The following is a 25,014-nucleotide window of genomic DNA, read 5'->3' on the forward strand; positions in this document are numbered from 1 at the left end:
CCATGACCGAACCCCGTTCAAGCACGCCCGGCGCCGTCGACCGGGAGATCCCCTCGTCGCTCAACCAGCTGTACCAGGAAGTCATCCTCGACCACTACCGGAAGCCCCGGAACAAGGGGCATCTGGACGAGGCCACGCATGCGATCACGATGAACAACCCGCTCTGCGGCGACGTGATCGAACTCATGTTGCGCGTGGAGGGAGGGAGCATCGTCGAGGCGCGCTTCCTGGGCCGCGGGTGCTCGATCAGCCTGGCGTCCGCGTCGATGCTGACCGGACGCGTGCGGGGGAAGTCGCTCGATCAGGCGCTGGAGTTGTCCGGAAAGTTCACGCACCTCCTGCACGGAGACGAAGCGCTGCTGTCGGACGACGACCTCGGCGATCTGCGCACGCTGGCGGGGGTCTCGAAGTTCCCGGTTCGCATCAAGTGCGCGCTGCTGGCGTGGAACTGTCTCGAGGAGCTCGGGGACGGGACGGACGAGGACCGCGGCCCGGCGTGACATCCGGTGGCCCCTCCGCTGCCGTCGGCCGCGTACTGCGGATCGCCGGTGGGGTCTATCACGTGGACGATTCCCGGACCGTGGTGCAGGCGTCGCTGCGCGGTCGCCTGAAGCAGACGGACTCGCGCATCGTTTCGGTCGGCGACCTTGTCGAACTGGAACGCGTCGGCGACGAGATGCGGATCGTTCGGCTCCGTGCGCGAAGCGGCGCGCTTTCCCGGCACGGCGTCTCCAAACGGCGCGAACAGGTGATCGTCGCGAACGTGGACCAGGTCGCCGTCGTCGTTTCGGTGACGGCGCCCGATCCCGATTTCCTCATGGCGGACCGACTGCTCGCGCTTGCGGCGCTGAGCGGCATCGACGCCTTCCTCGTCGTGAACAAGACGGACCTCGCGGAGCCCGCATCCGGCGACGGCCTCGGGCAGTACGCGGCGCTCGGCGTGGAGACGCTGCGGACGAGCGCCGAATCGGGGGCGGGACTCACGGCGCTCGCCGGACGCCTCGCGGGGCGGATCACGGTCCTCAGCGGGCAGTCGGGCGTGGGGAAGTCGAGCCTGTTGAACGCCCTCGTGCCGGAGCTCGACCTCCGCGTGGGCGAGATCAGCGAGCGGCGGGGACGAGGGCGGCACACGACGGTGGCGTCGGCGCTCTATCGATACCCCGACGGCGGCTACGTCGCGGACACGCCCGGCCTGCAGTACCTGGCGCTGTGGGGGCTGGATCCGGCGGAACTGGCGGGGGGCTTCGTCGAGATCGCCGCGGCGGGCGACGGCTGCCGGTTCGCGGACTGCCGACATCGGGTGGAGCCGGATTGCGCGGTTCGCGCGGCCGTGGAGGATGGGGAGATCCGGCCTCGGCGGCTGGAGAGCTACCTGCGGCTCCTCGACGAAGCGGAGAAGGGTCGGTGAGGGACGGCTGGAGCCCGGCGGGGGTTTCGCGTCGGCTGTTGGCGGCGGGCCACACCGTCGTCGATCCCGTGGCGGCGGAGCGCCACGCGGCCGTGACCCTCGTGGTTCGTCCGCGGAGCCACGACCTGGAGGTGCTCTTCGTCCGGCGGGCGGAGGTCCCCGGCGACCCCTGGTCCGGCCACATGGCGCTTCCCGGCGGGCACCGGGACGCGGCGGATGCGGACCTCCTGGAGACGGCGCGCCGCGAGTTGCGCGAGGAGGTGGGGCTCGACCTTCCGCGCGGCGGGTTCCTGGGGCGGCTGGACGACCTGCACCCGGTGACGCGCCGGATCCCGTCGATCCTCATCTCCCCCTTCGTCGCCTGGCACGGGGAAGACGTCCGGGTCTCGACCAACGCGGAGGTGCAGTATCACGTGTGGGCTCCGCTGGGCGCGCTGCGCGACCCGGCTCTGCGTTCCGAGATCCGTTACCCGGACGGTGGCCGGGAGCACGTGTGGCCTTCCATCTTGTACGAGGGCGACGCCATTTGGGGGCTCACGCACCGCGTCGTCATGAACTTCCTCGACATCATCATGGAGAGACCAACGAATGAGTGAAGTCGTCTACCGCTCGCACGTGAAGATCGTGCGGCAGAAGGGGCCATACCGCACGGCGGAGATCCCGGCTACGGATGCGCCGGTCGACTTCGGCGTCCATTCCGCGATCGCCGAGTACTACGGAGTCCGCGACAACCGCGACGTCGCCACGACCCTCGACTATGTCATCGCCGCGACCGGCGGCTGACTGGCCGGAACCTTCGGGGGCGCGCTGGAAGCGCGCGGCGTAAAAGCGGATGAAGGTCGGTTGGTGGCGAACGTGGAGGGCGAGGTCGAGACGGACGACGGCGTGCTCGTGATCCGGCGGATCCGGGCCCGATATCGGCTTCAGGCGGACGAGGCGCACGCCGATGCGATCCGGCGCGCGTTCGAAGCCCATCCGCCGAAGTGTCCGGTCTACCGAACGCTCTCCGGCTGCATCGAGATCACGACGGAACTCGACGTCGTACCCGTCGCCTGAGGCGGCGGCTCGGGCGAGACTAGGCCAACGGGTCGGCGAGGCGGCCGTAGAGGTCGGCGAGGGCCGCGATCCCCTTTCGGTAGACGCCGAGATCGATCCACTCGTCCGGCGCATGCATGTTGCAGCCGGGCAGCGCGAAGCCGATGAGGAGCGCGGGAGCACCGAACGTCTCCTCGAATTCCTGTACGATGGGGATCGAGCCGCCCTCGCGGATGTACGCGGGCGGGGCGCCGAACCCCGACTCCAGCGCCGCGGAGGCGGCGTCGAAGATGGGATGTTCGGTGTCGGCCACCCACGGAGCCCCGCCGTGTGAGCGCTTGATCTCGACCGTCACGCCCTCAGGGGCGAGTTCGCGGACGCGGGCCTCGAAGGCCTCGACGACCTCCGCCGGGTCCTGATCCGGAACCAGCCGCATCGACACCTTCGCCATCGCGCGCGAGGGGAGAACGGTCTTCGAGCCTTCGCCGGTGAAGCCGCTGAGGAGCCCGTTCACGTCGAGCGTGGGACGAAACCATAGCCGCTCCAGCGCCGAGAACCCGGCTTCCCCGCCCAGGGCCGGCGCTCCGACGCCCGCCCGGAGCGTCTCTTCATCCATGGGGAGTCGTTCGAGATCGGCCCGTTCGCGGGGGCTGATGGGTCGGACCGCATCGTAGTACCCCGGCACGGTGGCCCGGCCGTGCTGGTCGCGGAGGCCGGCGAGGATGGCGGCCAGGGCGTTGGCGGGGTTCACCACCGCGCCGCCGTAGGTACCGGAGTGGAGGTCGGACCGGGGGCCATGGACGTTGATCTCGGTGTAGACGATGCCCCGCAGTCCGGTCGTGATGCACGGCAACTCCGGGGAGAACATCCCGGTGTCGCTGACGAGGATCGCGTCGCAGGCGAGCCGGTCGGCGTGCTCGTGGAGGAACGCCGCGAGATGGCGGCTTCCCACCTCCTCTTCGCCTTCGATCACGAGCTTGAGATTGACGGGGACATCCGCCCCGCACGCGAGGCGCGTTTCGAGCGCCTTGATGTGCATGTGGACCTGCCCCTTGTCGTCGATCGAGCCGCGGGCGTACAGGCGGCCGTCGCGGACCGCCGGTTCGAACGGCGGGCTCGTCCACAACTCGTCGGGCTCCGAGGGCTGCACATCGTAGTGTCCGTATACGAGCACGGTCGGGGCCTCTTCGGAGTGGATCCGCTCGCCCGCGACGATGGGATGCCCGCCGGTTTCGATGACCTCGGCCTCGTGCATCCCCGCCGCGAGGAGGTGTTCGGCGACCCAGTCGGCGCAGGCGCGGACGTCGCCCGCATGCTCGGGATCGGTGCTGACGCTGGGGATGCGAAGAAAGGTCTCGAGTTCGTCGTGGAACCTCGCGAGTTCGCGATCGACGTGGGCAGCGAAATCCAACATGTGACTCCTGGACGGGTTGAGGGCGTTCAAGGCGCCGTAACGGCGTGCGCGCGCGATTCGAGGATCGGCGTGATCGACTATACGGTGGCGGGGGGCGACGGCAAGCGGCCGCGTCGTCAGTCGAAACGCTGCTCGGTGACGATGGCGCCGACCCGCGCGGAGGCGTCGAGGCCGAGGAGCCGGCGCAGGGCGGGGAGGCGGGCCAGGGCCACGAGCGCCCCTGCGCCGGCGGCGCCGGACGGGCCCGCGATGATGCGGGCGCCCAGCCGCCCGGACTCGAGCGCCTCGGCGCCGGCGGCCCAGGCGGGCTCGGGGAGCGCGATCGCCGCGTCGAGCAGCGGCGCCAGGTAATCCCAGGCGATCGTCGACGCGACGCCGGCGGCGAGACCGCCCATCGCGGTGTGGAACGGCGGTTCGGCAATGCTCGCCCGACCGAGCCGCAGGCTCCGGCCGAAGCAGTCGGCCCGCCACGGCTCGACGGCGATGAAGCGCGGCCGCCCCTCGCCGCACGTCTGCGCGAAGTGGCCGCACACCCCGGTCGCGAGGCCGCCGACGCCCGCCTGCACAAAGAGGTGCGTGAGCGGCGCCGAGCCGGCATTCGCGAGGTCGTCGAGCATCTCCGCGGCGAGGAGCGTGTAGCCCGCCATGATGCGGCGGGGCGTCTCCTCGTACCCTGCATACGCGGTGTCGGAGACGACGATCCAGCCGTTCCGCGCGGCCTCCCGGTCCGTGTGCCCGACGACACCGTCGTACTCGCCGGGTACGCGGACCACCTTCGCCCCGTGTCCCTCGATCGCCCGGGCGCGAGCGGGCATCGCGTCTTCCGGAAGGAAAATCACGCAGCGGCAGCCGAACTCGGCGCTTCCCCACGCCACGGATCGGCCGTGGTTCCCGGCCGAGGCGGTCGTGACCGTGATCTCCGCCGCGAGCGGATGCCCGGCCCGCAATTCCGGCGCCGTCGGCCGGGTGCCGCTCCGCCGCTCGATCTCGTCCTGCAGCGCGTGCAGCACCGCGAACGCCCCGCCGAGCGCCTTAAAGGAGCCGAGCCCGAAGCGCGGCGATTCATCCTTGACCCAAACCGCCTCGACACCCAGCAACGCCGCGAGCCCCGGCAGTGTTACCATCGGCGTCGCGTCGTATCCATGCCAGCCGCGGATCACCTCCCGAGCGGCCGCGGCCTCGGACGGTTCGAGGATCCCTTCCGAGGCCCCGCGTCGCAGCTGCGGTGAGCGGAGCGAAAGACGGAGCGCCACAGCGCCCTCAACCCGGAGCGATCCCTTGGATCTCGGCCTCTTCTCGATCAGTCTCACGGTAAAGGACCTCGCCGCCTCGAAGGCGTTCTATGAGAAGCTCGGTTTCGTACAGACGGGCGGTGACCCCGAGGCAAACTACCTGATCATGATGAATGGAGGGACGGTGGTCGGCGGATGAAACGGTCAGCCTTTCTCGCTGCGCTGGCCTGCCTGGCCGCCGCTCCCCTCGCCGCGCAGGAAGTGACGCCCATCGCCAACGGCAACGGCGCCCTTCGCGTCTTCTTCGATTGCGACGGCGGCCGCGGGATGTGCGACTTCGACTTCTACCGCCGCGAGATCCCGTACGTGAACTACACGCGCGACCGCGAGGACGCGCAGGTCCACGTCCTCATGACCTCGGAAGACACCGGCAGCGGCGGCCGGCGCTTCACGCTCGACTTCATCGGGCGGGAGGAGTTCGCGGAGGTCACGGACCGGCTCGAAGTCGTGACGCGGGCCAACCTCGCGTTGGAGCAGCGGCTGACGGACGTGGCCCGCACGCTCGAACTGGGGCTGCTGCGCTACATCGCCCGCACCGACCAGGCCTCCAGCATCGACATCCACTACGACGGAGCCGACCACGGCGAGATCGCGGCACGGCCCGAGGACGACCCCTGGAACTTCTGGACCTTCCGGCTGCGCGCGAACGCCGAACTCGATGTGGACGAGCGCACCGAATCGTACGAACTGGAGAGCGGGTTCTCGGCCGACCGGGTCACGGACGCCCTGAAACTCGAATTCTCCGTGGACGGGAGCTACAACCGGCGGCTGTTCGAGACCTCCGACACGACTTCGGTCACGAGCATTCGCGAGAGCTACGAGGCCGAAGGGCTCAGCGTGTGGAGCCTGTCGGACCACTGGTCGGCCGGGGCCGCGTTCGAAGTGGGACACTCCAGCTTCGGAAACGAGGACCTGCAGCTGCGGCTGGGGCCGGCCCTGGAGTACAACATCTTCCCCTACTCCGAGTCCACCCGCCGGCAGTTCAATTTCCTCTACACGATCGGCGTCCGGTACCATGACTACATCGAGCAGACCGTCTTCCTTAAGGACGACGAGACGCTCCCGCACCACCGCTTCAGCGTCCGCCTCAGCGTCCGCCAGCCGTGGGGCGAATCGTACGGGTTTCTGACCTTCTCCCAGTTCCTCCACGATCCCTCGAAGAACCGCTTCACGGCCTTCGCGGGGGCCGATTTCCGGATCTTCCGCGGTCTGTCGCTCCGGCTGAACGCGAACTACTCGCGCATCCGCGATCAGTTGAACGTACCCGCCGGCGACGCCACGACCGAGGAGGTCCTCCTCCGCCAGCGCATCCTGCAGAGCGGCTTCGAGTACGGCGTGTCGGTGGGCTTCTCCTACACGTTCGGTTCGATCTACTCCAACGTGGTCAACCCCCGGCTGGACCGGTTCTAGCCGGCACCACCCGCCCGAGCTAGCGGGACGGCCGGTCTTGCCGGTCGGGTTTCGATTCCTATGCTTCAAGGCAGGGTGGCCGCCGCCCGGTGAGCCTCTTGCGCGCGCCGCGCGCGTCTGCCCGCGGGAGGAAGGGACGTGTGCGGGGGGGCTTCACCACCTTCAGGCGGAGGGAACGCCATGAACACGAAGTGCCTCATCGCCTCGATCGCCGGCGCCGTCGTCCTTCTTGTGGGCGGCTACGTCCTGTACGAACTGCTCCTGGGTGGCTTCTTCGAAGCCAACATGGGCTCAGCCACCGGTGTCATTAAGGAGTCTCCCGATTTCCTCTGGATCGCCGTAGGCCAGCTCGCCGGCGGCGGAGTGCTCGCGACCGCGCTGGGCTGGAAGGGCGCGACGGATGTCGCGGGCGGCGCCCAGGCGGGCGCCAAGCTCGGCGCCCTCATTGCCGCGACCTTCGGGTTCGTGGCCCTGGGCGCGATGAACACCTCGACCCTCACCTCGGTCGTCGTCGACGTCGTCGTCACGGCCGTCCTCTGGGGCGCCGCCGGCGCCGTCGTCGGCATGATGCTCGGACGCGGCGACTAGCACCGACGCCAGCTTGCTGACCGACTCGGCTTGACCCCTGTCGGCGGGGGGTCGGTCGCCCGGACCGGCCCCCGCCGATCGGGTGCGCCTCCGCGCCCCGCGGGGCGGCCATCTGGACAGGCCGCCCCGACCTCCTCCACGTTCTCCGTCTCTCATCTCGTTCCGATCACGACAGCCACGAGTCTTGCCATGAACTCCGCATACCGTGCCGGTTCACGCCTTTTTCTCCCGCTGGCGGCCGCAATGCTGCTGGCGGCGCCGCTCGCAGCGCAGGAAACGGGCGAGGGTTCGGCGAACTACCGCCTCGCCGCGCGCTTCGCGCCCTACAAGATCCAGGACCTCGTCTACTCGACCTCGGTGGATCCGCAGTGGATCGAGGGCTCCGAGTCGTTCTGGTACGAATGGGAGACCTCGGACGGCTCCTTCTACCACATCGTGGACCCGGTGGCGGGGACGAAGCGGCAAATCTTCGACAACGACCGGCTCGCGGCCGAGCTGACCCGCATCACGCGCGACCCGTGGGACGGCCGGCACCTCCCGATCCGCGCGATCAAGTTCATCGACGCGAATACGCTCCAGTTCGAGGTCGAGTCTTCGCAGGACGAGGAGGAAGAAGAGACCGGGTCCGAGATGGAGGAACTGGACGAGGAGGAGGAAGAGGGAGAACGCCAGCGCCAGCGCGCCAGGAAGAAGGTGTTCCACTTCGAGTACGACGTGAACACGCGGGTGCTGCGCGAACTCGAGGACTGGGAGGCGCCCGACAACCACCCGTCCTGGGCCAGCGTGTCGCCGGACGGACAGACGGTGATCTTCGCCCGCCACCACAACCTCCACATGATGAGCGGAGAGGACTACCTGCAGTTCCTCGAGGCGCGGCGCGGGAAGAGCGGAGACGAGGCGGACGAAGCGGAGGAGGGGATCGACGTCGAAGAGACGCAGCTCACGACGGACGGGGTGGAGCACTACAGCTACGCGGTGTTCGAGCGCGGCGACACGGACATCGAGCGCGAGGAAAGCGCGGACGAACGGAAGCGGGTGTCGATTTCGTGGTCCCATGACTCACGCCGCTTCTCCCTGATCCGCCGCGACCGGCGCGAGGTGGGGAACCTCTGGGTCATCCACATGGTCGGCAACAAGCGGCCCGAACTCGAGTCCTACAAGTACGACATGCCGGGCGAGGAGACCGTGAGCCAGCCCGAGCTTCTCATCTACGACCTCCAGGACCGGAGCATGGTCGAGGTCGCGATGCCGGAGGAGTGGAAGGATCACCGCCTCTTCACGACGGCCGCGCGCCAGTTCCGCTATCCGGACAGCGAGGAGCCGTTCCGCTCGCTGTGGCTCTCTCCGACATCGGACGAACTTCACTTCGTGAGGCAGAGCCGCAACCAGCACCGCGTGGACGTGATGGTGGCGGACGCGGCGACCGGCGCGGCGCGCGTGCTGTTCGAGGAGCGGCTCAACACCTACGTGGAGTTCCAGCGGCTCGAACTCCTCGAGTCGGGCGACATGCTGTGGTGGTCGGAGCGGGACGGCTGGGCGCACCTGTACCGGTTCGGGCCGGACGGGACGCTGCGCAACCGCCTCACCGAGGGTCCGTGGTCGGTGCGCCAGGTGGTCGGGATCGACGAGGCGGCCGGCGTCGTCTACTTCCAGGCCAACGCGCGCGAGGTGGGCGAGGATCCCTACTACCAGCACCTGTACCGGGTGAACCTCGACGGCTCCGGACTCACGCTCCTCAACCCCGGGGATTTCGACCACCGGGTGGAGATGGGGGAGTCGAACCGCTTCTTCATCAGCAACTACTCGCGCGTCAACACGACGCCGACCGCCGCGCTCCACGCGGCCAACGGCCGTCGGATCATGGACCTCGAAACCGCCGACTTCTCGAAGCTGGAGGAGGCGGGGTACGGATTCCCCGAACCCTACACGGTGAAGGCGGACGACGGAGTGACGGACCTGTACGGGGTCATGTACAAGCCTTTCGACTTCGACCCGGAGAAGACGTACCCGATCGTGGCCTACGTATACCCCGGGCCGCAGACGGAGTCGGTGGCGAAGGCGTTCTCGACGGCGCGCTACGAGACGGCGCTGGCCCAGTTCGGGATGGTCGTGATCACGGTGGGGAACCGCGGCGGCCACCCGGCCCGTTCGAAGTGGTACCACAACTACGGGTACGGGAACCTCCGCGACTACGGGCTGGCGGACAAGAAGACGGCGATCGAGCAACTCGCGGACCGGCACGACTTCATCGACATCGACCGGATCGGGATCTACGGGCACTCCGGCGGCGGGTTCATGTCCACGGCGGCGATGCTCGTCTACCCCGATTTCTTCAAGGTCGCCGTCTCATCCTCGGGGAACCACAACAACGACGTCTACAACCAGAACTGGTCGGAGAAACACCACGGCGTGCGTGAGGTGGTCGACGACAGCGGGAACGTGACCTTCGAGTACGAGATCGAGCGCAACTCGGATCTGGCCGCGAACCTGAAGGGGCACCTGCTGCTCACGACGGGCGACATCGACAACAACGTCCACCACGCCGGCACGCACCGCATGGCGGAGGCGCTGATCCGGGCCAACAAGCGCTTCGACTACTTCGTCTTCCCCGGCCAGCGGCACGGCTACGGGGACATGAGCGACTACTGGTTCTGGCTGCGCGCGGAGTACTTCGTGAAGCACCTGCTGGGCGACACGCGCTGGAGCGTGGACATCACGCAACTGAACGTCGAACAGGAGCAGACGGGCGGCCGCTGAGCCGGCCGCCCGCCGCTCCCTTCTGCCCGGCCCGGGAGGCCGGCAGCCTGAGGGCTACGGGACGAGCTTGTTCGCGAAGTCGCCGCCCCGGATGATCGTCAGCTTCGTCGGGTCGATGTGGCGCCGCATCGCGTCCACGACGTCGCCCGCCGTCAGCGCTTCGATCGCCGCCTCCCGCTCCGCGTTGAAGAAGAGCGGACGGTCCAGGAACAGGGAGTTCGACAGCATGTTCGCGATGGCCGCGTCGTTCGCGCGGGCGTTCTGCTGCTGGTCCAGATAGCCTCTCTTGGCGGCCTCGAACTCCTCCGGCGAGAAACCGTCCGCCAGCGTGGTCTCGAGCACGTCTTCGAACGCGGCGACCACCTTGTCCGCGTTCTCCGGCGCGAAGATCGCGAACGCCAGGAACTGCGCGGCGTCATCGATCGGGGGCGCGCCGTAGTTGGAACTCACGCCGTACGACAGGCCTTCCTCCCCCCGGATCCTGCTGAACAGCCGGGAGTTCATGCCGCCACCGAGGATGTGGTTGCCGAGGAGGAGCGCCGGGTAGTCGGGGTGGTCGTCGCGCATCTGAATCGAGAGTCCGGCGAACATCATCGCGTTCGCCTTGTCCGGCGTCTCGATATCGAGGGTCAGCGGCGCGATCTCGCGGTACTGGACCGGCACGCGGGCGTAGGCTTCGCTCGCGGTCCAGTCGCCGAACAGTTCCTCGATCAGCGCGCGGATCTCCGCGGCATCGAAGTCGCCGACCACGGACATGGTACCGCCCTGCACCCCGTAGAAGCCCTGCCAGAAGGCGCGCGCCTCGTCCACCGTCGCGGCCTCGAGGCGCTCGATCTGCTCCTCGAAGGTCGGCGAGTAGCGGGGATGGTCCGCCGGATAGTCGCTGAAGTGACGCTGAAACGCCTGGAGCACAAGGGCCTGCGGCTCTGACATCTGTGATTCGATGCCGGCGAGACGCTCCTCGCGGAGCAACTCGAACTCATCCGCATCGAAGGCCGGTTCCTGGAGTATCTCGGCGCCGAGCCGGAGGACGGCCGGAAGATTCTCCCGCACGGTGGTGAACGACCCGCTCGCCGTCGTGGCGCCCCCGTTGACGAACCCCTGAGCCTTCAGGCGATCGAGTTCGTCGGAGATCTCCTGGCGGGAGCGACTCTCCGTCCCGCGCATCAGCATGGCGCCGGCGAGCGAGCCAGCGGTGGCCTGCCCCATGAGCCCGCTTTCCGTGCCGTGCCGCAGCGTGAAGCGCACGTTCACGGCGTCGCCGCGGTTCTCCTTCGCGAGGAAGGCGACCTTGAGGCCGCTGGGCAGTTCGAACCGCGCCGTCCGGGCCTCGATGTTCTCGATCGTGGGCTCGAACGCCTCGCCTTCGGCCACCGCCTCCCGCCCCGTGTACGAGGCCACCAGCGCGCCGACGTCCGGCGGCGGAGGGATCTCCGCGCGGGCCGGCGTCTCATCCGCCGGGTAGAAATAGCCGATGGTCCTGTTGGACGGCTTCAGGTAGGCCTGCGCGACCTGATGGACCGCTTCGGGCGTCACCCGCTCCAGGCGGTCCCGGTGCAGGAAGAAGAGGCGCCAGTCGCCCATCGACGCCCACTCGCTGAGTTGAAGGGCGATCCCCTGGGGGTTGTTGAACGAGAGTTCGATGCCCGAGAGAAAGTCCGTCTTCGCCCTCTCGACCTCCTCCTCGGTGGGAGGTTCGTCGGTGAGCGCCTGGATCGTGCCCAGCATGACGTCGGCGGCTTCGTCGAGCGAGTCGCCCTCGCGCACCTCCGTGCCGGCGAACAGGATGCCCGGCTCGCGCAACTGGAAGTTGCCGGCGAAGGCGTTGGCCGCCAGGCCCGGCTCGACAAGCGCCTGGTAGAGGCGCCCGGCGGGACGCGCGGAGAGGATGTGCGTCATCACGTCGACCGCGGCGAAGTGCTCGTGAGAACCCGGCGGCATGTGATAGGCCGCCATCGCGAACTGGACATCGCCGACGCGCCGGAGGGTGACGGTGCGCTCCCCGTCCTGGGCGGGCTCGGCGGTGTACGTATTGAACAGCTGGTTCGCCCCCGTGCGATCCGGCCGCGGGAGGGGACCGAACTTTTCGGCCACGAGTTCGAGCGCACGGTCCGGATCGAAGCGTCCGGCGACGACGAGGATCGCATTGTCCGGCTGGTAGTACTTCCGGTAGAACGCCTGCAGCCGGTCAATGGGCACGTTTTCGATGTCCGCGCGGGCGCCGATCGTGGAGTTGCCGTAGTTGTGCCAGTCGTAGGCGGCGGACAGGACCCGCTTCTGGAGGACGCCCTGCGGGCTGTTCTCCCCTGCCTCCCACTCGTTCCGCACGACCGTCATCTCGGAATCGAGATCCTCCTGGGCGATGAACGAGTTCACCATGCGGTCGGCCTCCAGGTCGAGCGCCCACTCGAGGTTCTCGTCCGTGGCCGGGAACGTCTCGAAGTAGTTCGTGCGGTCGAACCACGTCGTGCCGTTTGGAAAGGCGCCGTGCTCGTCCAGTTCCTTGGGGATGTCCGGGTGATTCGGGGTCCCCTTGAACACCAGGTGCTCGAGGAGGTGGGCCATGCCCGTTTCGCCGTACCCTTCGTGTCTCGAGCCGACGAGGTAGGTGATGTTCACGGTGATGCGCTGGTTGCTCTGGTCGGGGAAGAGCAGGAAGCGCAGCCCGTTCTCGAGCCGGTATTCCGTAATCCCCTCGACGCTGGCGACCTCGGTGACGCCCGCGGGAAGCTGGGCCTCGACCGTAACGGGGACGGCCAGCGCGGACACGAACCCCGCCACCGCCGCCGCGAACCTGCCTGTCTTACTCATCTCTTTCTCCATCGGATGGTGCCGGTCTGTCACATGTTGTCGATCATGGCCCGGCCGAACTCGCTGCACCTGAGCAGCGTCGCGCCTTCCATCAGGCGCTCGAAGTCGTACGTCACGCGCTTCTCGCTTATGGTGGTACCCAGGGAGGATACGATAAGGTCGGCGGCTTCGTTCCACCCCAAATGCCGCAGCATCATCTCCCCGGACAGGATGACGGATCCCGGGTTCACCTTGTCCTGCCCCGCGTACTTCGGCGCGGTCCCGTGCGTCGCCTCGAAGATCGCGTGGCCCGTGTCGTAGTTGATGTTCGCGCCGGGGGCGATGCCGATCCCGCCCACCTGCGCGGCGAGCGCGTCCGAGATGTAGTCTCCGTTCAGGTTCATCGTCGCGATCACGTCATACTCCGCGGGCCGCGTGAGGATCTGTTGCAGAAACGCGTCGGCGATCACGTCCTTGACGACGATGCCGTCCGAGGTCTCGCACCAGGGGCCGCCGCCGAACTCCCGCGCCCCGAACTCGTCCTTCGCGAGTTCGTAGCCCCAGTCGCGGAAGCCGCCCTCGGTGAACTTCATGATGTTCCCCTTGTGGACCAGCGTGACGCTCCCGTATCCCCGGTCGCGGGCGTATCGGATCGCGGCGCGGACGAGTCGCTGCGTCCCTTCACGCGAGATCGGCTTCACCCCGAAGGAACTGGTCTCCGGGAAACGGATCGTCGAGACGCCCATTTCGTCGCACAGGAAGGCGCGCAGCCGCCGGGCCTCGTCGCTCCCGGCCTCCCACTCGATGCCGGCGTAGATGTCCTCGGTGTTCTCGCGGAAGATCGTCATGTCGACGAGGTCCGGCTGGCGAACCGGCGACGGGACGCCCTCGAACCAGCGTACCGGCCGGACGCACGCGAACAGGTCGAGCTGCTGGCGCAGCGCCACGTTGAGCGACCGGATCCCTCCGCCCACGGGCGTCGTGAGGGGCCCCTTGATCGCGACCCGGTGATGCCGGATGGCACGGAGCGTGTCATCGGGGAGCCAGTCCCCGGTGCGATCGAACGCCTTCTGGCCCGCGAGCACCTCGAACCACGCGATCCGCCGCTCGTCGCCGTAGGCCTTCTCGACGGCCGCTTCGAGCACCGCGCTCGCGGCGCGCCAGATGTCGGGGCCGATCCCGTCTCCTTCGATGAAGGGAATGATCGGGCGGTCGGGCACGTCGAGGCGGCCGCCGGCCATGCGGATGGTTTCCCCGCCGGATGGCGTACGCAGGCTGTCATATGCGGGAGATGCGTCGGACATGGGGTTTCTCGAACGGTTTCAGGGACCTTCGCCTGCCGGGGACCGGCGGCGGCGGGAGGGGAGAGTACGCCCCCCCTCCACCGCTGACAAACCGTACCGACTGTATACGGTCACATGAGATGTATACAGCCGTCAATGGCTTATGGGCACGATCTGCAGACCCAGCACGAAGGTCAGGTCGGTTTCGAGTTGTGGACCCTCGAGGTCGCGAACGAGGGGCAGGAGCACCTCGCCGGCGATTCGGAAGGCCCTGGCCCGGGGGATGTAGAGGTTGAAGCTCACGCCCCCCTCGACCACGGTGCCCGCGCGGAGATCGGTGCGGGCCGTGGGCACCATCTGCGGGTTCACGCTGGGCGCCGCGTCTCTCCCGTCGATGTTCCCGGTCCGGGTCGCGACCAGCCGCACGCCCGCCGAGACGTTCCGCCCCAGCACCCGCGCCCACCAGGCGGTCCCCTGCACCTTGTTGCCCAGCGCCCAGTCGCGCTCGTTCCGGCCCGTGCGCATCACGGCGTTCCCCTGGGCTCCCCAGGACCAGTCGCCTGCCTGGCCCAGCCACGTAAGGCCGGGGCGCAGATCGAGCGTGCCGGACCCGATCTGCATCGGGTAGGGGAGCTGCACTTCCATCCCCTGACTGATGGGCAGGACGCCTCTCTCCTCGATCGATCCCGTCGGCAGGCCGACCATGGCGTTCAGGTGGAGCGACTGGTTCGCCCAGTCGGCCAGGCCGATCATGGCGCCCACCTTGACGTCGCCCATGCCGCCCGATTCGGTCGTGAACGACCCGCCGTGGCGCGTGATGTGGTCCATCGAACTCGAGACGAAGGGGAGCATCGCCATGAAGGTGATGCGATCGGACGGCGCGAACATGGCCCCGAACATGTGCATCGTCATGGGCATGCGGGTCGGTGTGACCATGAACCCCCCGCCCGGGGAAACGATATCCGCATCGGCGATGGGATCCGTGCCGATGCGGCTCCCCTCCATGGTCATCGCCATGTAGCGGTAGGAGAGCATCACCTCGCCCGCCTCGTGGCGGTGATCGCCCATGACTCCGACGGGGGCGTGGCTGTCCGCGCGCGAAGCGTTCCACTGCGCGGCGACGGGTGCGGCAAGGGCCAGCAGCGCGAATGCGCCGAGTATCGTGCTGTTCTTCAACGTTCGACTCCTCGTTCGATAAGGGATGCGCCGCCGATCGATGCGCGCGGCAACGGGCGCCGGCATCGACTCGGCAACGGGCACGAGCGCGCGCGGCGGCGTTCGCGGCCGACGCGGTTCGCACCCCGGACGACTTATACGGGCTTCTGTCGAGGAGTCAGGCGGGGGGTGGTTGAGCGAACGGTCTGAGATAGGCGGTCGGGTCGGAAACCGGCCTGGAGTCGGGCCGCACGCCATGCGGCGCGCCGCTTGCCGAAGTTGGCTGGGCCGCCGGCATGCCGGACGCCACATGTGCCGAACCGGAGCACGTGAGGCAGGTGCCGAGGCAGTCGCAGGGTCCTCCCGAATGGTGATGCGGCGGCGCCATGGCGTCGGCGCCATCGGCATGGAAGGACCCCGCATGGCGGTCCGGCTGGCCGTGGTCCGCATGCCCCTGGTCCGCATGCCCCTGGTCTGCATGCGTCTCATGGAGTGCGGCGGCCCGGGGCTCCGGCTCATCGCCGTGCGCCATCCGATGCTTCGGGCACGGCTGAACGGCAGTGCCCGGTCCGATCCCGAGGAGGAAGGCCGCGATGACGGCGTACGCATCCGTTCGGACGCGTAGTCGTCCTCTACCGGCGATGCGGATGCACTGTCCCGGACAGTTTCGAGCCATGGGCAAATCTAGTGTGATGCCGCGGAAATTCGCGAGCCACAATCAGCGCCGGGGCCAGACTCCGCTCATCTCTTCGCCTCCCCGAACCCACACCACCCCGAGACCCTCGTTCCCTTCCGATTCCAGCGCGGCGACGAGATCCTCGAGGTCGCGGATCGGACGGTCGCCCGCTCTCACGAGGAGATCTCCCGGCCCGAGCCCGAGCCGGTCGGTGACCGTCCCGCCGGCGACCCTGAGCACGAGGAGGCCGTCGAGGCCGCGCCGGTCGGAAAAGTCGCGCACGGGCTCGAACTCGGCCCCGGCGAACGTGCGTTGGAAGCGGACGGCGAGTCCGGTCTCCGCCAGTGCCAGTTCGGCGATGCGAATCGCGCGGCGCCGGAACTCCACCGGCGAGAGGCGGGCCCGTACCGCCCCGACGCGCTCCAGCGCGACCGTGAAGTCCCGATACGCGGATTCCGATTCCCGCTGCAGATCGCTCAGCACTTCCCGGCGGACGGCCGGCAACTCCGAGACCGGCCGGTCGCGCACCGGAAGTACGTTGAGCCGGCCGTCGACGACCCGCACGGCGGAGGGTTCCACGGCGACGCCGACATCCTCCGTATCGCGGACCGTGATGGCGAAGCCGGGGCCGTCGCCCTCGGCCGGATCCGTCAGCCAGAGGACGAAGGTGGTCCGCTGCGGAGGACCGGCCGTGGCCACCACCGTCCGGCGGCCCACCATCGGAAGGTTGTCCGCGTCCGGCGGCCGGACGTCGGGCACGACCTCGAACGTGTGATGAACTCCGTCCCGGGTCACTTCGAGCCGAACGGGAACGCTCGCTCGAATCGATGCGAGCCTGTCCGGCAGGTTGGCGAGGGTGAGTTCCACGCCGTCCATCGTCTCGAGCCGGTCGCCGGCACGGAGCCCCGCGCGCTCCGCCGGACCGCCCTCCTGCATCTCGCGAATCCGGAGGACGAGCGTGCAGTTCTTCCAGTCCTCCGAAGTCTCCCAGCCGCAGTTGAAGCGTTCCTCGACCCGCACCCCGATCCAGCCGGCGGACTCCGCCGTCCCGGCCTCCTGCGCGGCGCCGGCGAGAGCGGCGAACGGCAGGGCGGCCAGAGCCAGTGCCAGAGCCGAGGCCGGCGGCGTACGCGGCCGCGCGAGGAGCCGGGTCACCAGGTTCGCGTCCCGCTCGCGCGGCCGAGGTCCTCCGCGAGCCGATCGCGCGTCTCCACGAGTTCCAGCAGATAGGCGCTGGCGAACGGATCGTCGGGACTCGTCTCGAGACCGTCCCGCAGTGCCCGAATATATCCCTCCAGCATCGCCAGTCTCTGCGCCATCTCCAGGGGATCCCGCTCCCTCGCTCCGCCTTCCGAAGCGGGATCCATCCCCCCCTCTCCGACCTGTCTCAGCGGCGACCGCAGCGATTCCATCCGGCTGAGCCCGTCCACGAGGGCGCGACCGTCATCGGTGGAGACGACGGACGGGAGATCCGCGAGATCCGCCGCCGGCGAGTTCGCGGACCGTCCGCCCGTGAACTGGAGGCCGGCGATCACGCCGCCGGCGAACAACACGAGGGCGGCGGCGGCCTGGAGCGGTCCCCGGACGAACAGACGGCCGGCGAGGCCTCCCCCGATCCGGCGGACGCCGGCACGCGCCTCACCGGCATCGAGCGCGGCTTCGATGCTGGCCCACTGTCCGGCCGGCGCCTTCTCATCCGGAAGCGCGGACAGCGCCATGCGCATCCGGCTCAGCCTCTCGAACTCCGCCTGGCAGTCCCTGCACGTCTCGAGGTGGGCCCGGCAGTCCCGGTCCGCCCACGGCTCGTCGAGCAGTGCCGAGATGCGCTCGGCATCCATGTGGTTCGCCATCTCTTCTATCCCTCTCAGAGGCGCGCTTCGCCCCGCGCACCGCCGTTCCCGGAATCCTCCGGAGCGATGAGCTTCCGCATGCGCGCCCGCGCCTTGTGCAACTGCGATTTCGACGTGCCGGGCGAACACCCCAGAGCTTCGGCGATGTCGTTGTGCGTCCAGCCTTCCACGTCGTGCAGCACGAGGACCCTCCGGTACCCCGGCGGCAACTGGTCCAGCGCCCTGGTCAGGACCCGCCGCGTCACGATCACGTCGTCGTGCGCCCGCACCACCCGCGGAAGCTCGGCGGCGGATTCCACCGGACGTCGTTTCGACGACCGGCGCAGCCGGTTGAGCGCCACGTTCGTCGCCAGCCGGTAGAGCCACGTGCCGAAGGCCGCGTCTCCCCGGAAGAGGTGCAGTTTCTCGAACGCACGGATCCACGCTTCCTGCGAGAGGTCCTCCGCGAGGTGATCGTCGCCCACGAGGCGGCGAATCACCGTGTAGACGCGTCGCGCGTGGAGTTCGTACAACTCCCCCATCGCGGATCGCTCTCCCGCTTTGGCGCAGGCGATCAGGTCGCGTTCGTCCACGTCATCCCTCTGAAGGTCACCTTCCGGATCCACCGCTTTGATGCGCGGTTCAGCCCGCGGGTTGCCCGTCTGCGGCGGCCCGGGGGCCGTGGGCCCCGGCGTCGGCCGCGCGCAGTACGACGCAGACCAGCAGCCCGAGCAGGAGGCCCGCGAGGGCGTCGGCCGCATAGTGGAAGCGACCGTACACCGTCCCCGCAGTCAACGCGAGTTCCGGGATGATGAGGAGCCAGAACCAGCGCCGATCCTCGCGCCCGGCGGCCAAGACCCCGGCCAGGGAGGCGGCGATGTGGGAACTGGGGAAGGCCGTGCCCTTCGACGAGCCGGCCTCCAGGATCCCGTGCACGATCCCGAACAGCGTCCCTTCGCCGATCTCGCCGCCGATCTGCGCGAACTCGTATCGGGGGCCGGCGACCGGGAAGAACATGAAGATGAGATAGGAGACGAAGAAGGCGGCGGCCACGGCGAGGGCGGTGCGCTGCATGGCCTCGAACCCCCGCGTCGCGAACACGCCCAGGATGGCGGCGGGGATGATGGCGTAGTAGGCGAAGTAGCCCAGGTGCAACACCTCGGAGAAGGGGAGCCAGGGGAGCGACGCGCTGAGGCCGATGCTTGGCTGTCCGCCGAACATGGCGGCATCCCACGCCTGCACCGTCCCGTCGAAGTACCGCTGCGTGAAAAAGCGGTTGAGGATCGCGAGTTCCGCGTACAGGAGGGGCGTGAGGAGCACGGCGTACGCCGCCCGCGCGATCGCGGCGAGGCCGGCGCGGGGCTGCCAGGCCGCAAGGCGCGTGATCCCGAAGACGGCGATCGCGTGGGCCGCCGCGATGCCGGCGCCGGACAGGCCGCCGAACGCCAGCGAAATGAGGCCCGTGCAACCGAAGTAGCCGATGGCTACGCGATCGACGGGAAGGAGCCCTCCGCCGCGGCCGGCGCTCACAGCCAGCCCCTTCGGCGATACCACTCGGCGGTGCGCGCGAGCCCGTCTTCGATGCCGACCCTCGGACGCCAGGGGTCGAGAACCTTTCGGCTCGGCTCGATGTCGCAGGTCCAACCGTACGCGGACAGGTCCCGCGCCTGTCGCCGGTCGAACGCGGGAGCCCTCCCCGTCAGGCGGCCGGCGAGTTCCGACAGCGCCCCGGCCGCGAGAAAGAGCGCGGGCGGCAACCGCAGGACGCGGCCGGGACGGTCCACGGCGGCCATCAGCGCGCGCGCCACCGCGCCCCAGGACTGGCGTTCCGCCCCGGCGATGGGGAGCGGGAGCGGCGCCGGCGCCGCGTCGAGCGCGGACAGGACGGCCGAGACGACATCGGCGACGTACACCGGCTGCAGGGGCGCGTGGCTGCGCGGAATCGCGGTCCACCCTCGCGCCGCGAGCCGGAAGAGCGGCAACAGGTCGGAGTCGCGCGGGCCGTAGACGCCCCCCGGCCGGAGCACGGCGACCTCCATCGACCCGCGGACGGAGGCGAGCGCCGCCTCGGCTTGGGCCTTCGACCGACCGTACGGGCTCACGGGTCCGTCCGCGCCGTCCGGACCGCGGGCGGCGAGGCTGCTGATGAAAACGAACCGTCGAACTCCCGCCTCCGCCGCCGCCCTCGCGAGCTTGCGCGTGCCGGCCGCGTTCACGGCCATGAACTCCGACTCATCGCGGGCCCGCGTGAGCGCGCCGCAATGCACGACGGCGGCGCAATCCGCGAGTGCCGCGGCCGCTTCCGGCCTGCCCTCCCCGCCGAGGTCGAGTTCCGTCTTCGTCAACTCGAGCCGATCGAGACGGCGCGTGTCGCTCGTTCGCCGCACGCTCGCGGTGACCCGGTGTCCGGCCGCGACGAGGGCCTCGGCGAGATGGCCGCCGAGGAACCCGCTTCCCCCCGTCAAAAAGACCGATGCCACTAAAGGGCCGCTTCGTACAGCCGATAGGTCCGGTAGATCCTGCCGCCGAGACGCTCGATGGCCTGGTTCATCTTCTGGTTGTCCTCGAGGATCCAGGACTGTTCGGCGGACGTCATCCCGGCGGCGATCCCGTTCCTGAACAGCCACAGGTAGAGGAGGACATCGACGGCCTTGCCCCGCCATTCCTCGGCGAGCCCGAGGATGATCACGCGCATGCACGTGATTTTTCGCCTGTGGATGAGCGCCTTGAGAATCCCGAAGGGGAAGAGCCGGCCATTCATCCGGCGCAGCACCTGGTTGAAGTCCGGGAGGGCAAGGGCGAAGCCGGCCGTCTCGCCCTCCGGCGTCTCGGCGAAGAGCGCGAGTTCGGGGTCGAGTATGGGCTTGAGTTCGGCCGCCATGTGATCCATCTCGGCCTCGGTCATGGGGACGAAACCCCAGTTCTTCTCCCACGCGGCGTTGTACAGGCGCTGGACGCGTCCGAGTTCTTCGTCGAAGCGCGACATGTCCATCGTCTTGACCCGGATGCCGTACCTTCGGGTCACGACCTTTTCGGCGCGGAAGAGGTGCGGCGGCCAATCGCCCTTCTTCATGAGCCAGGCGAAGAGATCCTTGACCTTCCGCAGCCCCGCGGCCTCCATCAGGGCGGGATAGTACGGCGGGTTGTACGCCATGAGGACGACCGGAGGCCCGGGATCCCCGTCGATGAGCAGTCCGCAGGTCTCGTTGGTCGAGAAGCTCGTGGGACCCCGCATCGCGGTAAGCCCGCGTTCCCGCAGCCAGGCCCGGACCGCGTCGAGCAGCGCCGCGGCCACCCCCGGGTCGTCGACGCATTCGAACCAGCCGAAGAACCCCACGGATTCGTCGTGCGTCCGCTCGTGATTCCGGTTCCGGATCGCGCAGATCCGGCCCACGGCCCGGCCATCGCGCAAGGCGAGATAGGGCTGGACTTCGGAGTGCTGGTGGAACGGGTGTTTCGTCGGATCGAACGCCGCCCGCACGTCTCTCTTCAGCGGGGGCACCCAGTCGGGATCGCCCCGGTAGATGGACCACGGCAGGTCGATGAAGCGCTTGAGATCGGCGCGGCTCTCGACGGGGACGACGCGCACGGAGGGGGCGAGACTCGTCATGATGGGAGGCGCCGGTTCAGACGACGCCGAGCTTCTTCCCCACGCGCTCCACCTGTTCGAGCACGAAATCGAGGTCGTCGTCCGAGTGCGTGGCCATGTAGCTCGTGCGCAGGCGGCAACTCCCCTCGGGCACCGCGGGGGGGACGACCGGGTTCGTGAAGACGCCCGCTTCGAACAGGGCGCGCCAGAACACGAAGGTCTTCTCCATGGGCCCGATGAGAATGGGGACGATCGGGGTCTCGGTCGGCCCGATGTCGAACCCGATCGACTTGAAGCCCTCCATCATCCTGTGCGTGTTCTTCCAGAGCTGCTCCCGGCGCTCCGGTTCATCGCGGATGATCTCCAGCGCCTTCAGCACGGTGGCGGCGGAGGCGGGAGGCATGCTCGCGCTGAACATGAGGGCGCGGGCGTTGTGCTGGAGGTAGTCGATCACATCGGCGCGGCCCGCCACGAAGCCGCCGATCGAGGCGAAGGATTTGGAGAACGTGCCGAGGATCAGGTCCACCTCATCGGTGAGCCCCCAGTGCTCGGCGGTCCCGGCCCCGGTCTCGCCCAGAACGCCCACGGCATGCGCGTCATCCACCAGGATGGCCGCGTCGTACTCTCGCCTCAGTTCGACCAGCGTGGGCAGATCGGCGATGTCGCCTTCCATGCTGTACACGCCGTCCACCGCGATGAGCTTGCCGCGCGAGGGCGTCTCGGCCTCGAGCATGCGGCGCAGGGTCGCGAAGTCGTTGTGGTTGAAGCGGCGCGTGCGGCCGAGCCCCAGGCGTACGCCGTCCTGGAGGCTGGCGTGGTCCAGCTTGTCGATGTAGACGGTGTCCGCGCGACCGATCAACGCGCCCAGCGTGCCCAGATTCGTCTGGTAGCCGGTCGAGAATACGAGCGCGGCCTCCATGCCGGTGAATTCGGCGAGTTCGGCCTCGAGTTGCTCATGAAGATCGAGGTTGCCGTTGAGGAAGCGGCTGCCCGTATTGCCGCTTCCAAACTTGTTGAGGGCCTCGCGGGCCGCCTCGAGGACGCGCGGATCGTGCGTGAGTCCCATGTAGTTGTTGGAGCCCACCATGATCTTGCGGGCGCCGTCGATGACGACCCACGTGTCATGAGAAGCCTCGATGGGCATGAAGTACGGATAGAGACCGGCCTCGCGGAGGTCGTGCACGGTCGCTAGTTCACGACACTTGGCAAGGATCGAAGGCGGTTGGACGCGGCTTTTCATTGAGCCCGACCGGGACACCGCAGCTTGGGATGTAGGATTCTGCACGAAGCGAAGCTAAGCGGGAATCGGGACGCCCGGCAAGGAAAAACGGCCATGGTGGCCCGGTGAAATCGATCACCTTCCATGGGGAGGAGCAACGTGGTTCGAGACCGGACGTTCGACATCGTCGCCATCGGCGGAGGTACCGCGGGTCTCGTGACGGCGGCCGGCAGCGCGGGGCTGGGCGCGAGCGTGGCCCTGATCGAGCGCGACCGCCTGGGCGGCGACTGCCTGTGGACGGGATGCGTGCCTTCCAAGGCGCTCATCGGCTCGGCCCGGGTGGCCCGGCACGTTCGCGACGCGGCCTCTTTCGGGCTCGGGATACCGCGGCAGGAGATCGAAGCCACCGACGTGCTCTCGAGCGTCCGCGACGTCCGCGCGCAGATCGAGCCGCACGACGATCCGGAGCGTTTTCGCGCCATGGGCGTCGATGTGGTCGAGGGGGCGGCGCGTTTTGTCTCTCCGCATGAAGTCGAGGTGGATGGCCGGCGCCTCCGCGCGCGGCGCTTCGTGATCGCCACCGGCTCCCGAGCCGCGGTGCCTCCGATTCCGGGACTCGAGGAGGCGGGTTACTTCACGCATGCCGAGGCGTTCGACCGGGACACGATCCCCGCCTCGCTCGCGGTGGTCGGCGGCGGGCCGATCGGCGTCGAACTCGCGCAGGCGTATCGCCGTCTCGGGACCGAGGTCACGGTCGTCGAACTGCTCGACCGGCTCATGGTGCGCGAGGAGCCCGAACTCGCGGACCTGCTGACGAGCAGGCTGCGGGAAGAAGGTATCCGCATCCGGACGGGTCGTATCGTGACGCGTGTCGACCGCACGGGGCACCGTCGGCGGGTGACGATCGCGCCCCCCGCGACCGCGGAGGAAGGGCGGAGCGCGGAGGAGCGTGCGGAGACGCTCGAAGTCGACGAGGTCCTGGTCGCCGCGGGGCGCGCGCCCAACACGGAGGATCTGGGGCTGGACGCCGCGGGGGTCGAGACGGCCGGAGGCTGGGTCACCGTCGACGCCAGGCTCCGCACCTCCCGCAAGCACATCTTCGCGGCCGGCGATGTGACCGGCGGATTCCTGTTCACGCACGTCGCCGACCACGAAGCGCGCACCGTGGTCCAGAACGCGCTCTTCCCCGTCCGCGCGAACATCGACTACCGCGTGATTCCGTGGTGCACCTATACCGACCCCGAACTTGCGCACGTCGGCCTCACCGAAGCCGAGGCGCGCGACCGGCACGGGGACTCGGTGTCCGCCCACGTCTACGACATCGGGAACCTCGACCGGGCGATCGCCGAGCGCGCCGCCATGGGCCGCGTGAAGATCGTCGTCGGAAAGGGAGGCCGGATTCTGGGCGGGCACATCCTGGCGCCCGCCGCGGGGACGATGATTGCGGAGATCTCGCTCGCGATGAAGGCGGGGGTGAAGCTGGGGACGCTCGCGTCGCTGGTCCATCCGTACCCGACGATGAGCGAGGGGGTGAAGCGTACCGCCGACGCCTACCGCCGGTCGACGCTGACGGGATGGCGGAAGTCGGCCGTCGACCTCGCGCTCCGGATCGGGCGCGCGCTGCCGCCCTGAGGATCGGCCCCCGCGGGAGGGGACCGGGGTGGATGCGGTTCCTCAGTCGACGCGGTGACGCCCGGTGTAGATGTTGAATCCCGTCGGCTTCGCGAAGCCGATCAGCGTCATACCGAACTCTCCGGCCACGTCGACGGCGAGGCTCGAGGGGGCGCCCACGGCCGCGACGATCGGGATTCCGGCCGCGAGCGCCTTCTGCATGATCTCGAAGGAAGCCCGGCCGCTCACGGCCAGCACCGTGTCGCCCAGGGGCAGAGCTTCCTGGAGGAACCGGTCGCCGATCACCTTGTCGAGCGCGTTGTGGCGCCCGATGTCTTCGCGCAGGAGGCGCAGCTCACCTGCCGTGTCGAACAGGCCGGCCGCGTGCAGCCCGCCCGTCCGTTCGAACACCGGCTGGCGGCGGCGAAGCGCTCCAGGGAGGCTGCGCACAGTCTCGGCCGCGATCGTCGGACCCTCGGCCGGCACGGGCGCACAGCCGCGAATCTCGATCGCCTCGAGCGACGCCTTTCCGCAGACGCCGCAACTCGATGTCGTATAGAAGTTCCGGGTCAGCTCCGCCGGGTCGAAGCGCGCCGTCTCGCTCAGATGCGCGGTGACGATGTTGTATTCCTGCGTCTCCACGTCGACGCAGTACCGCAGGTCGGCGATATCGGACCGCTGTCCGAGCAGCCCCTCCGAGAAGAGGAACCCGGCCGTGAGGTCGAAGTCATCCCCCGGCGTGCGCATCGTCACGGCCACCTGGTGTTCTCCTCCGTCCGCGGGCGCGATCCGGATCTCGAGCGGTTCTTCGACCGCGACGGCGTCGCGCCGCCTCCGGCTCGAGGCTTTGGACACGCGATCGATGTCGACCCGGGCGGTGTTTCTTCGGGGCGTAATCATGGGCCAAAGTTACGGTGTCGACCGCCAGGTGTAGCAAGCGCTCCGTCGACCGTCGCAC

General features: G+C 68.9%; 23 protein-coding genes and 1 pseudogene. 11 read left to right on the top strand and 13 right to left on the bottom strand.

Features of this window, described 5'->3' with window-relative positions:
• The first annotated feature begins 2 nt into the window (after positions 1–2).
• Genes sufU through ACOGI9_RS12745 form a run of 5 tightly spaced genes read left to right on the top strand, consistent with a single transcriptional unit; the run spans position 3 to position 2,464 of the window.
• Positions 3–500 (top strand): Fe-S cluster assembly sulfur transfer protein SufU, encoded by a 498-nt coding sequence (gene sufU / locus ACOGI9_RS12725; RefSeq protein ID WP_419857488.1) that lies wholly within the window; start codon positions 3–5, stop codon positions 498–500.
• Positions 497–1,408: a ribosome small subunit-dependent GTPase A gene (gene rsgA / locus ACOGI9_RS12730; protein WP_419857489.1), complete on the top strand. Its 912-nt coding sequence runs from the start codon at positions 497–499 to the stop codon at positions 1,406–1,408. The genes sufU and rsgA overlap by 4 nt, the downstream gene beginning before the upstream one ends.
• Entirely contained in the window at positions 1,405–2,004 is a 600-nt protein-coding gene (locus tag ACOGI9_RS12735) for an NUDIX hydrolase (RefSeq protein ID WP_419857490.1), read from the top strand. The genes rsgA and ACOGI9_RS12735 overlap by 4 nt, the downstream gene beginning before the upstream one ends.
• The gene (locus tag ACOGI9_RS12740) at positions 1,997–2,191 is read left to right on the top strand and encodes a hypothetical protein (protein ID WP_310754882.1); all 195 of its coding nucleotides are present in this window, start codon (positions 1,997–1,999) and stop codon (positions 2,189–2,191) included. The genes ACOGI9_RS12735 and ACOGI9_RS12740 overlap by 8 nt, the downstream gene beginning before the upstream one ends.
• Positions 2,192–2,464 (top strand): OsmC family protein, encoded by a 273-nt coding sequence (locus tag ACOGI9_RS12745; protein ID WP_419859296.1) that lies wholly within the window; start codon positions 2,192–2,194, stop codon positions 2,462–2,464.
• 19 nt (positions 2,465–2,483) lie between these two features.
• On the opposite strand, the gene ACOGI9_RS12750 is transcribed toward ACOGI9_RS12745, so the two are convergent.
• Positions 2,484–3,857, bottom strand: a complete 1,374-nt coding sequence (locus ACOGI9_RS12750; protein ID WP_419857491.1) for a dipeptidase — start codon at positions 3,855–3,857, stop codon at positions 2,484–2,486.
• A gap of 116 nt (positions 3,858–3,973) precedes the next feature.
• The gene (locus ACOGI9_RS12755; protein WP_419857492.1) at positions 3,974–5,167 is read right to left on the bottom strand and encodes a diaminopropionate ammonia-lyase; all 1,194 of its coding nucleotides are present in this window, start codon (positions 5,165–5,167) and stop codon (positions 3,974–3,976) included.
• Between ACOGI9_RS12755 and ACOGI9_RS12760 the strand changes: the two are divergent.
• From ACOGI9_RS12760 to ACOGI9_RS12775, 4 genes and pseudogenes are all read left to right on the top strand, one after another.
• Positions 5,136–5,282, top strand: a pseudogene (locus ACOGI9_RS12760) (VOC family protein); the annotation flags it as partial. The gene ACOGI9_RS12755 and the pseudogene ACOGI9_RS12760 overlap by 32 nt on opposite strands.
• Before the next feature lie 2 nt (positions 5,283–5,284).
• A complete protein-coding gene (locus tag ACOGI9_RS12765; protein WP_419857493.1) occupies positions 5,285–6,559 on the top strand; it encodes a hypothetical protein in 1,275 nt (424 codons plus the stop codon).
• A 180-nt stretch (positions 6,560–6,739) separates the two neighbouring features.
• Positions 6,740–7,147, top strand: a complete 408-nt coding sequence (locus ACOGI9_RS12770) for a hypothetical protein (RefSeq protein WP_419857494.1) — start codon at positions 6,740–6,742, stop codon at positions 7,145–7,147.
• Positions 7,148–7,336: 189 nt separating this feature from the next.
• A complete protein-coding gene (locus ACOGI9_RS12775) occupies positions 7,337–9,904 on the top strand; it encodes a DPP IV N-terminal domain-containing protein (RefSeq protein WP_419857495.1) in 2,568 nt (855 codons plus the stop codon).
• A 54-nt stretch (positions 9,905–9,958) separates the two neighbouring features.
• Here ACOGI9_RS12775 and ACOGI9_RS12780 read toward each other — a convergent pair whose 3' ends face one another.
• The 3 genes from ACOGI9_RS12780 to ACOGI9_RS12790 form a co-directional block, all read right to left on the bottom strand.
• Positions 9,959–12,715 carry a M16 family metallopeptidase gene (locus ACOGI9_RS12780; RefSeq protein ID WP_419857496.1) on the bottom strand — a complete coding sequence of 919 codons (2,757 nt, stop codon included), beginning with the start codon at positions 12,713–12,715 and terminating at the stop codon, positions 9,959–9,961.
• A 29-nt stretch (positions 12,716–12,744) separates the two neighbouring features.
• Positions 12,745–13,998, bottom strand: a complete 1,254-nt coding sequence (gene icd, locus ACOGI9_RS12785) for an NADP-dependent isocitrate dehydrogenase (protein WP_419857497.1) — start codon at positions 13,996–13,998, stop codon at positions 12,745–12,747.
• A 132-nt stretch (positions 13,999–14,130) separates the two neighbouring features.
• A complete protein-coding gene (locus ACOGI9_RS12790) occupies positions 14,131–15,153 on the bottom strand; it encodes a transporter (protein WP_419857498.1) in 1,023 nt (340 codons plus the stop codon).
• 352 nt (positions 15,154–15,505) lie between these two features.
• Between ACOGI9_RS12790 and ACOGI9_RS12795 the strand changes: the two genes are divergently transcribed.
• Entirely contained in the window at positions 15,506–15,757 is a 252-nt protein-coding gene (locus ACOGI9_RS12795) for a hypothetical protein (RefSeq protein WP_419857499.1), read from the top strand.
• Positions 15,758–15,850: 93 nt separating this feature from the next.
• On the opposite strand, the gene ACOGI9_RS12800 is transcribed toward ACOGI9_RS12795, so the two are convergent.
• Genes ACOGI9_RS12800 through ACOGI9_RS12830 form a run of 7 tightly spaced genes read right to left on the bottom strand, consistent with a single transcriptional unit; the run spans position 15,851 to position 22,466 of the window.
• Positions 15,851–16,963, bottom strand: a complete 1,113-nt coding sequence (locus tag ACOGI9_RS12800) for a PDZ domain-containing protein (RefSeq protein WP_419857500.1) — start codon at positions 16,961–16,963, stop codon at positions 15,851–15,853.
• Positions 16,960–17,658 (bottom strand): anti-sigma factor family protein, encoded by a 699-nt coding sequence (locus tag ACOGI9_RS12805; protein ID WP_419857501.1) that lies wholly within the window; start codon positions 17,656–17,658, stop codon positions 16,960–16,962. Before ACOGI9_RS12805 ends, ACOGI9_RS12800 begins: the two co-directional genes overlap by 4 nt.
• 14 nt (positions 17,659–17,672) lie before the next feature.
• Entirely contained in the window at positions 17,673–18,230 is a 558-nt protein-coding gene (locus ACOGI9_RS12810; RefSeq protein ID WP_419857502.1) for an RNA polymerase sigma factor, read from the bottom strand.
• 49 nt (positions 18,231–18,279) lie between these two features.
• On the bottom strand, positions 18,280–19,167 hold the full coding sequence (locus ACOGI9_RS12815; RefSeq protein ID WP_419857503.1) for a phosphatase PAP2 family protein: 888 nt from the start codon (positions 19,165–19,167) through the stop codon (positions 18,280–18,282).
• Positions 19,164–20,117: an NAD-dependent epimerase/dehydratase family protein gene (locus ACOGI9_RS12820; RefSeq protein WP_419857504.1), complete on the bottom strand. Its 954-nt coding sequence runs from the start codon at positions 20,115–20,117 to the stop codon at positions 19,164–19,166. The genes ACOGI9_RS12815 and ACOGI9_RS12820 overlap by 4 nt, the downstream gene beginning before the upstream one ends.
• A complete protein-coding gene (locus ACOGI9_RS12825; RefSeq protein WP_419857505.1) occupies positions 20,117–21,247 on the bottom strand; it encodes an N-acetyltransferase in 1,131 nt (376 codons plus the stop codon). Before ACOGI9_RS12825 ends, ACOGI9_RS12820 begins: the two co-directional genes overlap by 1 nt.
• A 16-nt stretch (positions 21,248–21,263) precedes the next feature.
• Positions 21,264–22,466, bottom strand: coding sequence for an aminotransferase class I/II-fold pyridoxal phosphate-dependent enzyme (locus ACOGI9_RS12830; RefSeq protein ID WP_419857506.1), 1,203 nt, complete (start codon positions 22,464–22,466; stop codon positions 21,264–21,266).
• A gap of 138 nt (positions 22,467–22,604) precedes the next feature.
• On the opposite strand from ACOGI9_RS12830, the gene ACOGI9_RS12835 reads away from it, so the two are divergent.
• Positions 22,605–24,077 carry a dihydrolipoyl dehydrogenase family protein gene (locus tag ACOGI9_RS12835; RefSeq protein ID WP_419857507.1) on the top strand — a complete coding sequence of 491 codons (1,473 nt, stop codon included), beginning with the start codon at positions 22,605–22,607 and terminating at the stop codon, positions 24,075–24,077.
• Positions 24,078–24,119: 42 nt separating this feature from the next.
• On the opposite strand, the gene fdhD is transcribed toward ACOGI9_RS12835, so the two are convergent.
• Positions 24,120–24,956 (bottom strand): formate dehydrogenase accessory sulfurtransferase FdhD, encoded by an 837-nt coding sequence (gene fdhD / locus ACOGI9_RS12840; RefSeq protein WP_419857508.1) that lies wholly within the window; start codon positions 24,954–24,956, stop codon positions 24,120–24,122.
• Positions 24,957–25,014 lie beyond the last annotated feature (58 nt).

The sequence above is a fragment of the Candidatus Palauibacter irciniicola genome (assembly GCF_965208695.1).
Lineage (GTDB): Bacteria > Gemmatimonadota > Gemmatimonadetes > Palauibacterales > Palauibacteraceae > Palauibacter > Palauibacter irciniicola.

Excerpts from the sequence above, each read along its gene's own strand:
- sufU (WP_419857488.1), top strand. The coding sequence starts at position 3 with ATGACCGAACCCCGTTCAAGCACGCCCGGCGCCGTCGACCGGGAGATC.
- ACOGI9_RS12740 (WP_310754882.1), top strand. The coding sequence starts at position 1,997 with ATGAGTGAAGTCGTCTACCGCTCGCACGTGAAGATCGTGCGGCAGAAG.
- ACOGI9_RS12750 (WP_419857491.1), bottom strand. The coding sequence starts at position 3,857 with ATGTTGGATTTCGCTGCCCACGTCGATCGCGAACTCGCGAGGTTCCAC.
- ACOGI9_RS12765 (WP_419857493.1), top strand. The coding sequence starts at position 5,285 with ATGAAACGGTCAGCCTTTCTCGCTGCGCTGGCCTGCCTGGCCGCCGCT.
- ACOGI9_RS12770 (WP_419857494.1), top strand. The coding sequence starts at position 6,740 with ATGAACACGAAGTGCCTCATCGCCTCGATCGCCGGCGCCGTCGTCCTT.
- ACOGI9_RS12775 (WP_419857495.1), top strand. The coding sequence starts at position 7,337 with ATGAACTCCGCATACCGTGCCGGTTCACGCCTTTTTCTCCCGCTGGCG.
- ACOGI9_RS12780 (WP_419857496.1), bottom strand. The coding sequence starts at position 12,715 with ATGAGTAAGACAGGCAGGTTCGCGGCGGCGGTGGCGGGGTTCGTGTCC.
- icd (WP_419857497.1), bottom strand. The coding sequence starts at position 13,998 with ATGTCCGACGCATCTCCCGCATATGACAGCCTGCGTACGCCATCCGGC.
- ACOGI9_RS12795 (WP_419857499.1), top strand. The coding sequence starts at position 15,506 with ATGCGGCGGCGCCATGGCGTCGGCGCCATCGGCATGGAAGGACCCCGC.
- ACOGI9_RS12805 (WP_419857501.1), bottom strand. The coding sequence starts at position 17,658 with ATGGCGAACCACATGGATGCCGAGCGCATCTCGGCACTGCTCGACGAG.
- ACOGI9_RS12825 (WP_419857505.1), bottom strand. The coding sequence starts at position 21,247 with ATGACGAGTCTCGCCCCCTCCGTGCGCGTCGTCCCCGTCGAGAGCCGC.
- ACOGI9_RS12830 (WP_419857506.1), bottom strand. The coding sequence starts at position 22,466 with ATGAAAAGCCGCGTCCAACCGCCTTCGATCCTTGCCAAGTGTCGTGAA.
- fdhD (WP_419857508.1), bottom strand. The coding sequence starts at position 24,956 with ATGATTACGCCCCGAAGAAACACCGCCCGGGTCGACATCGATCGCGTG.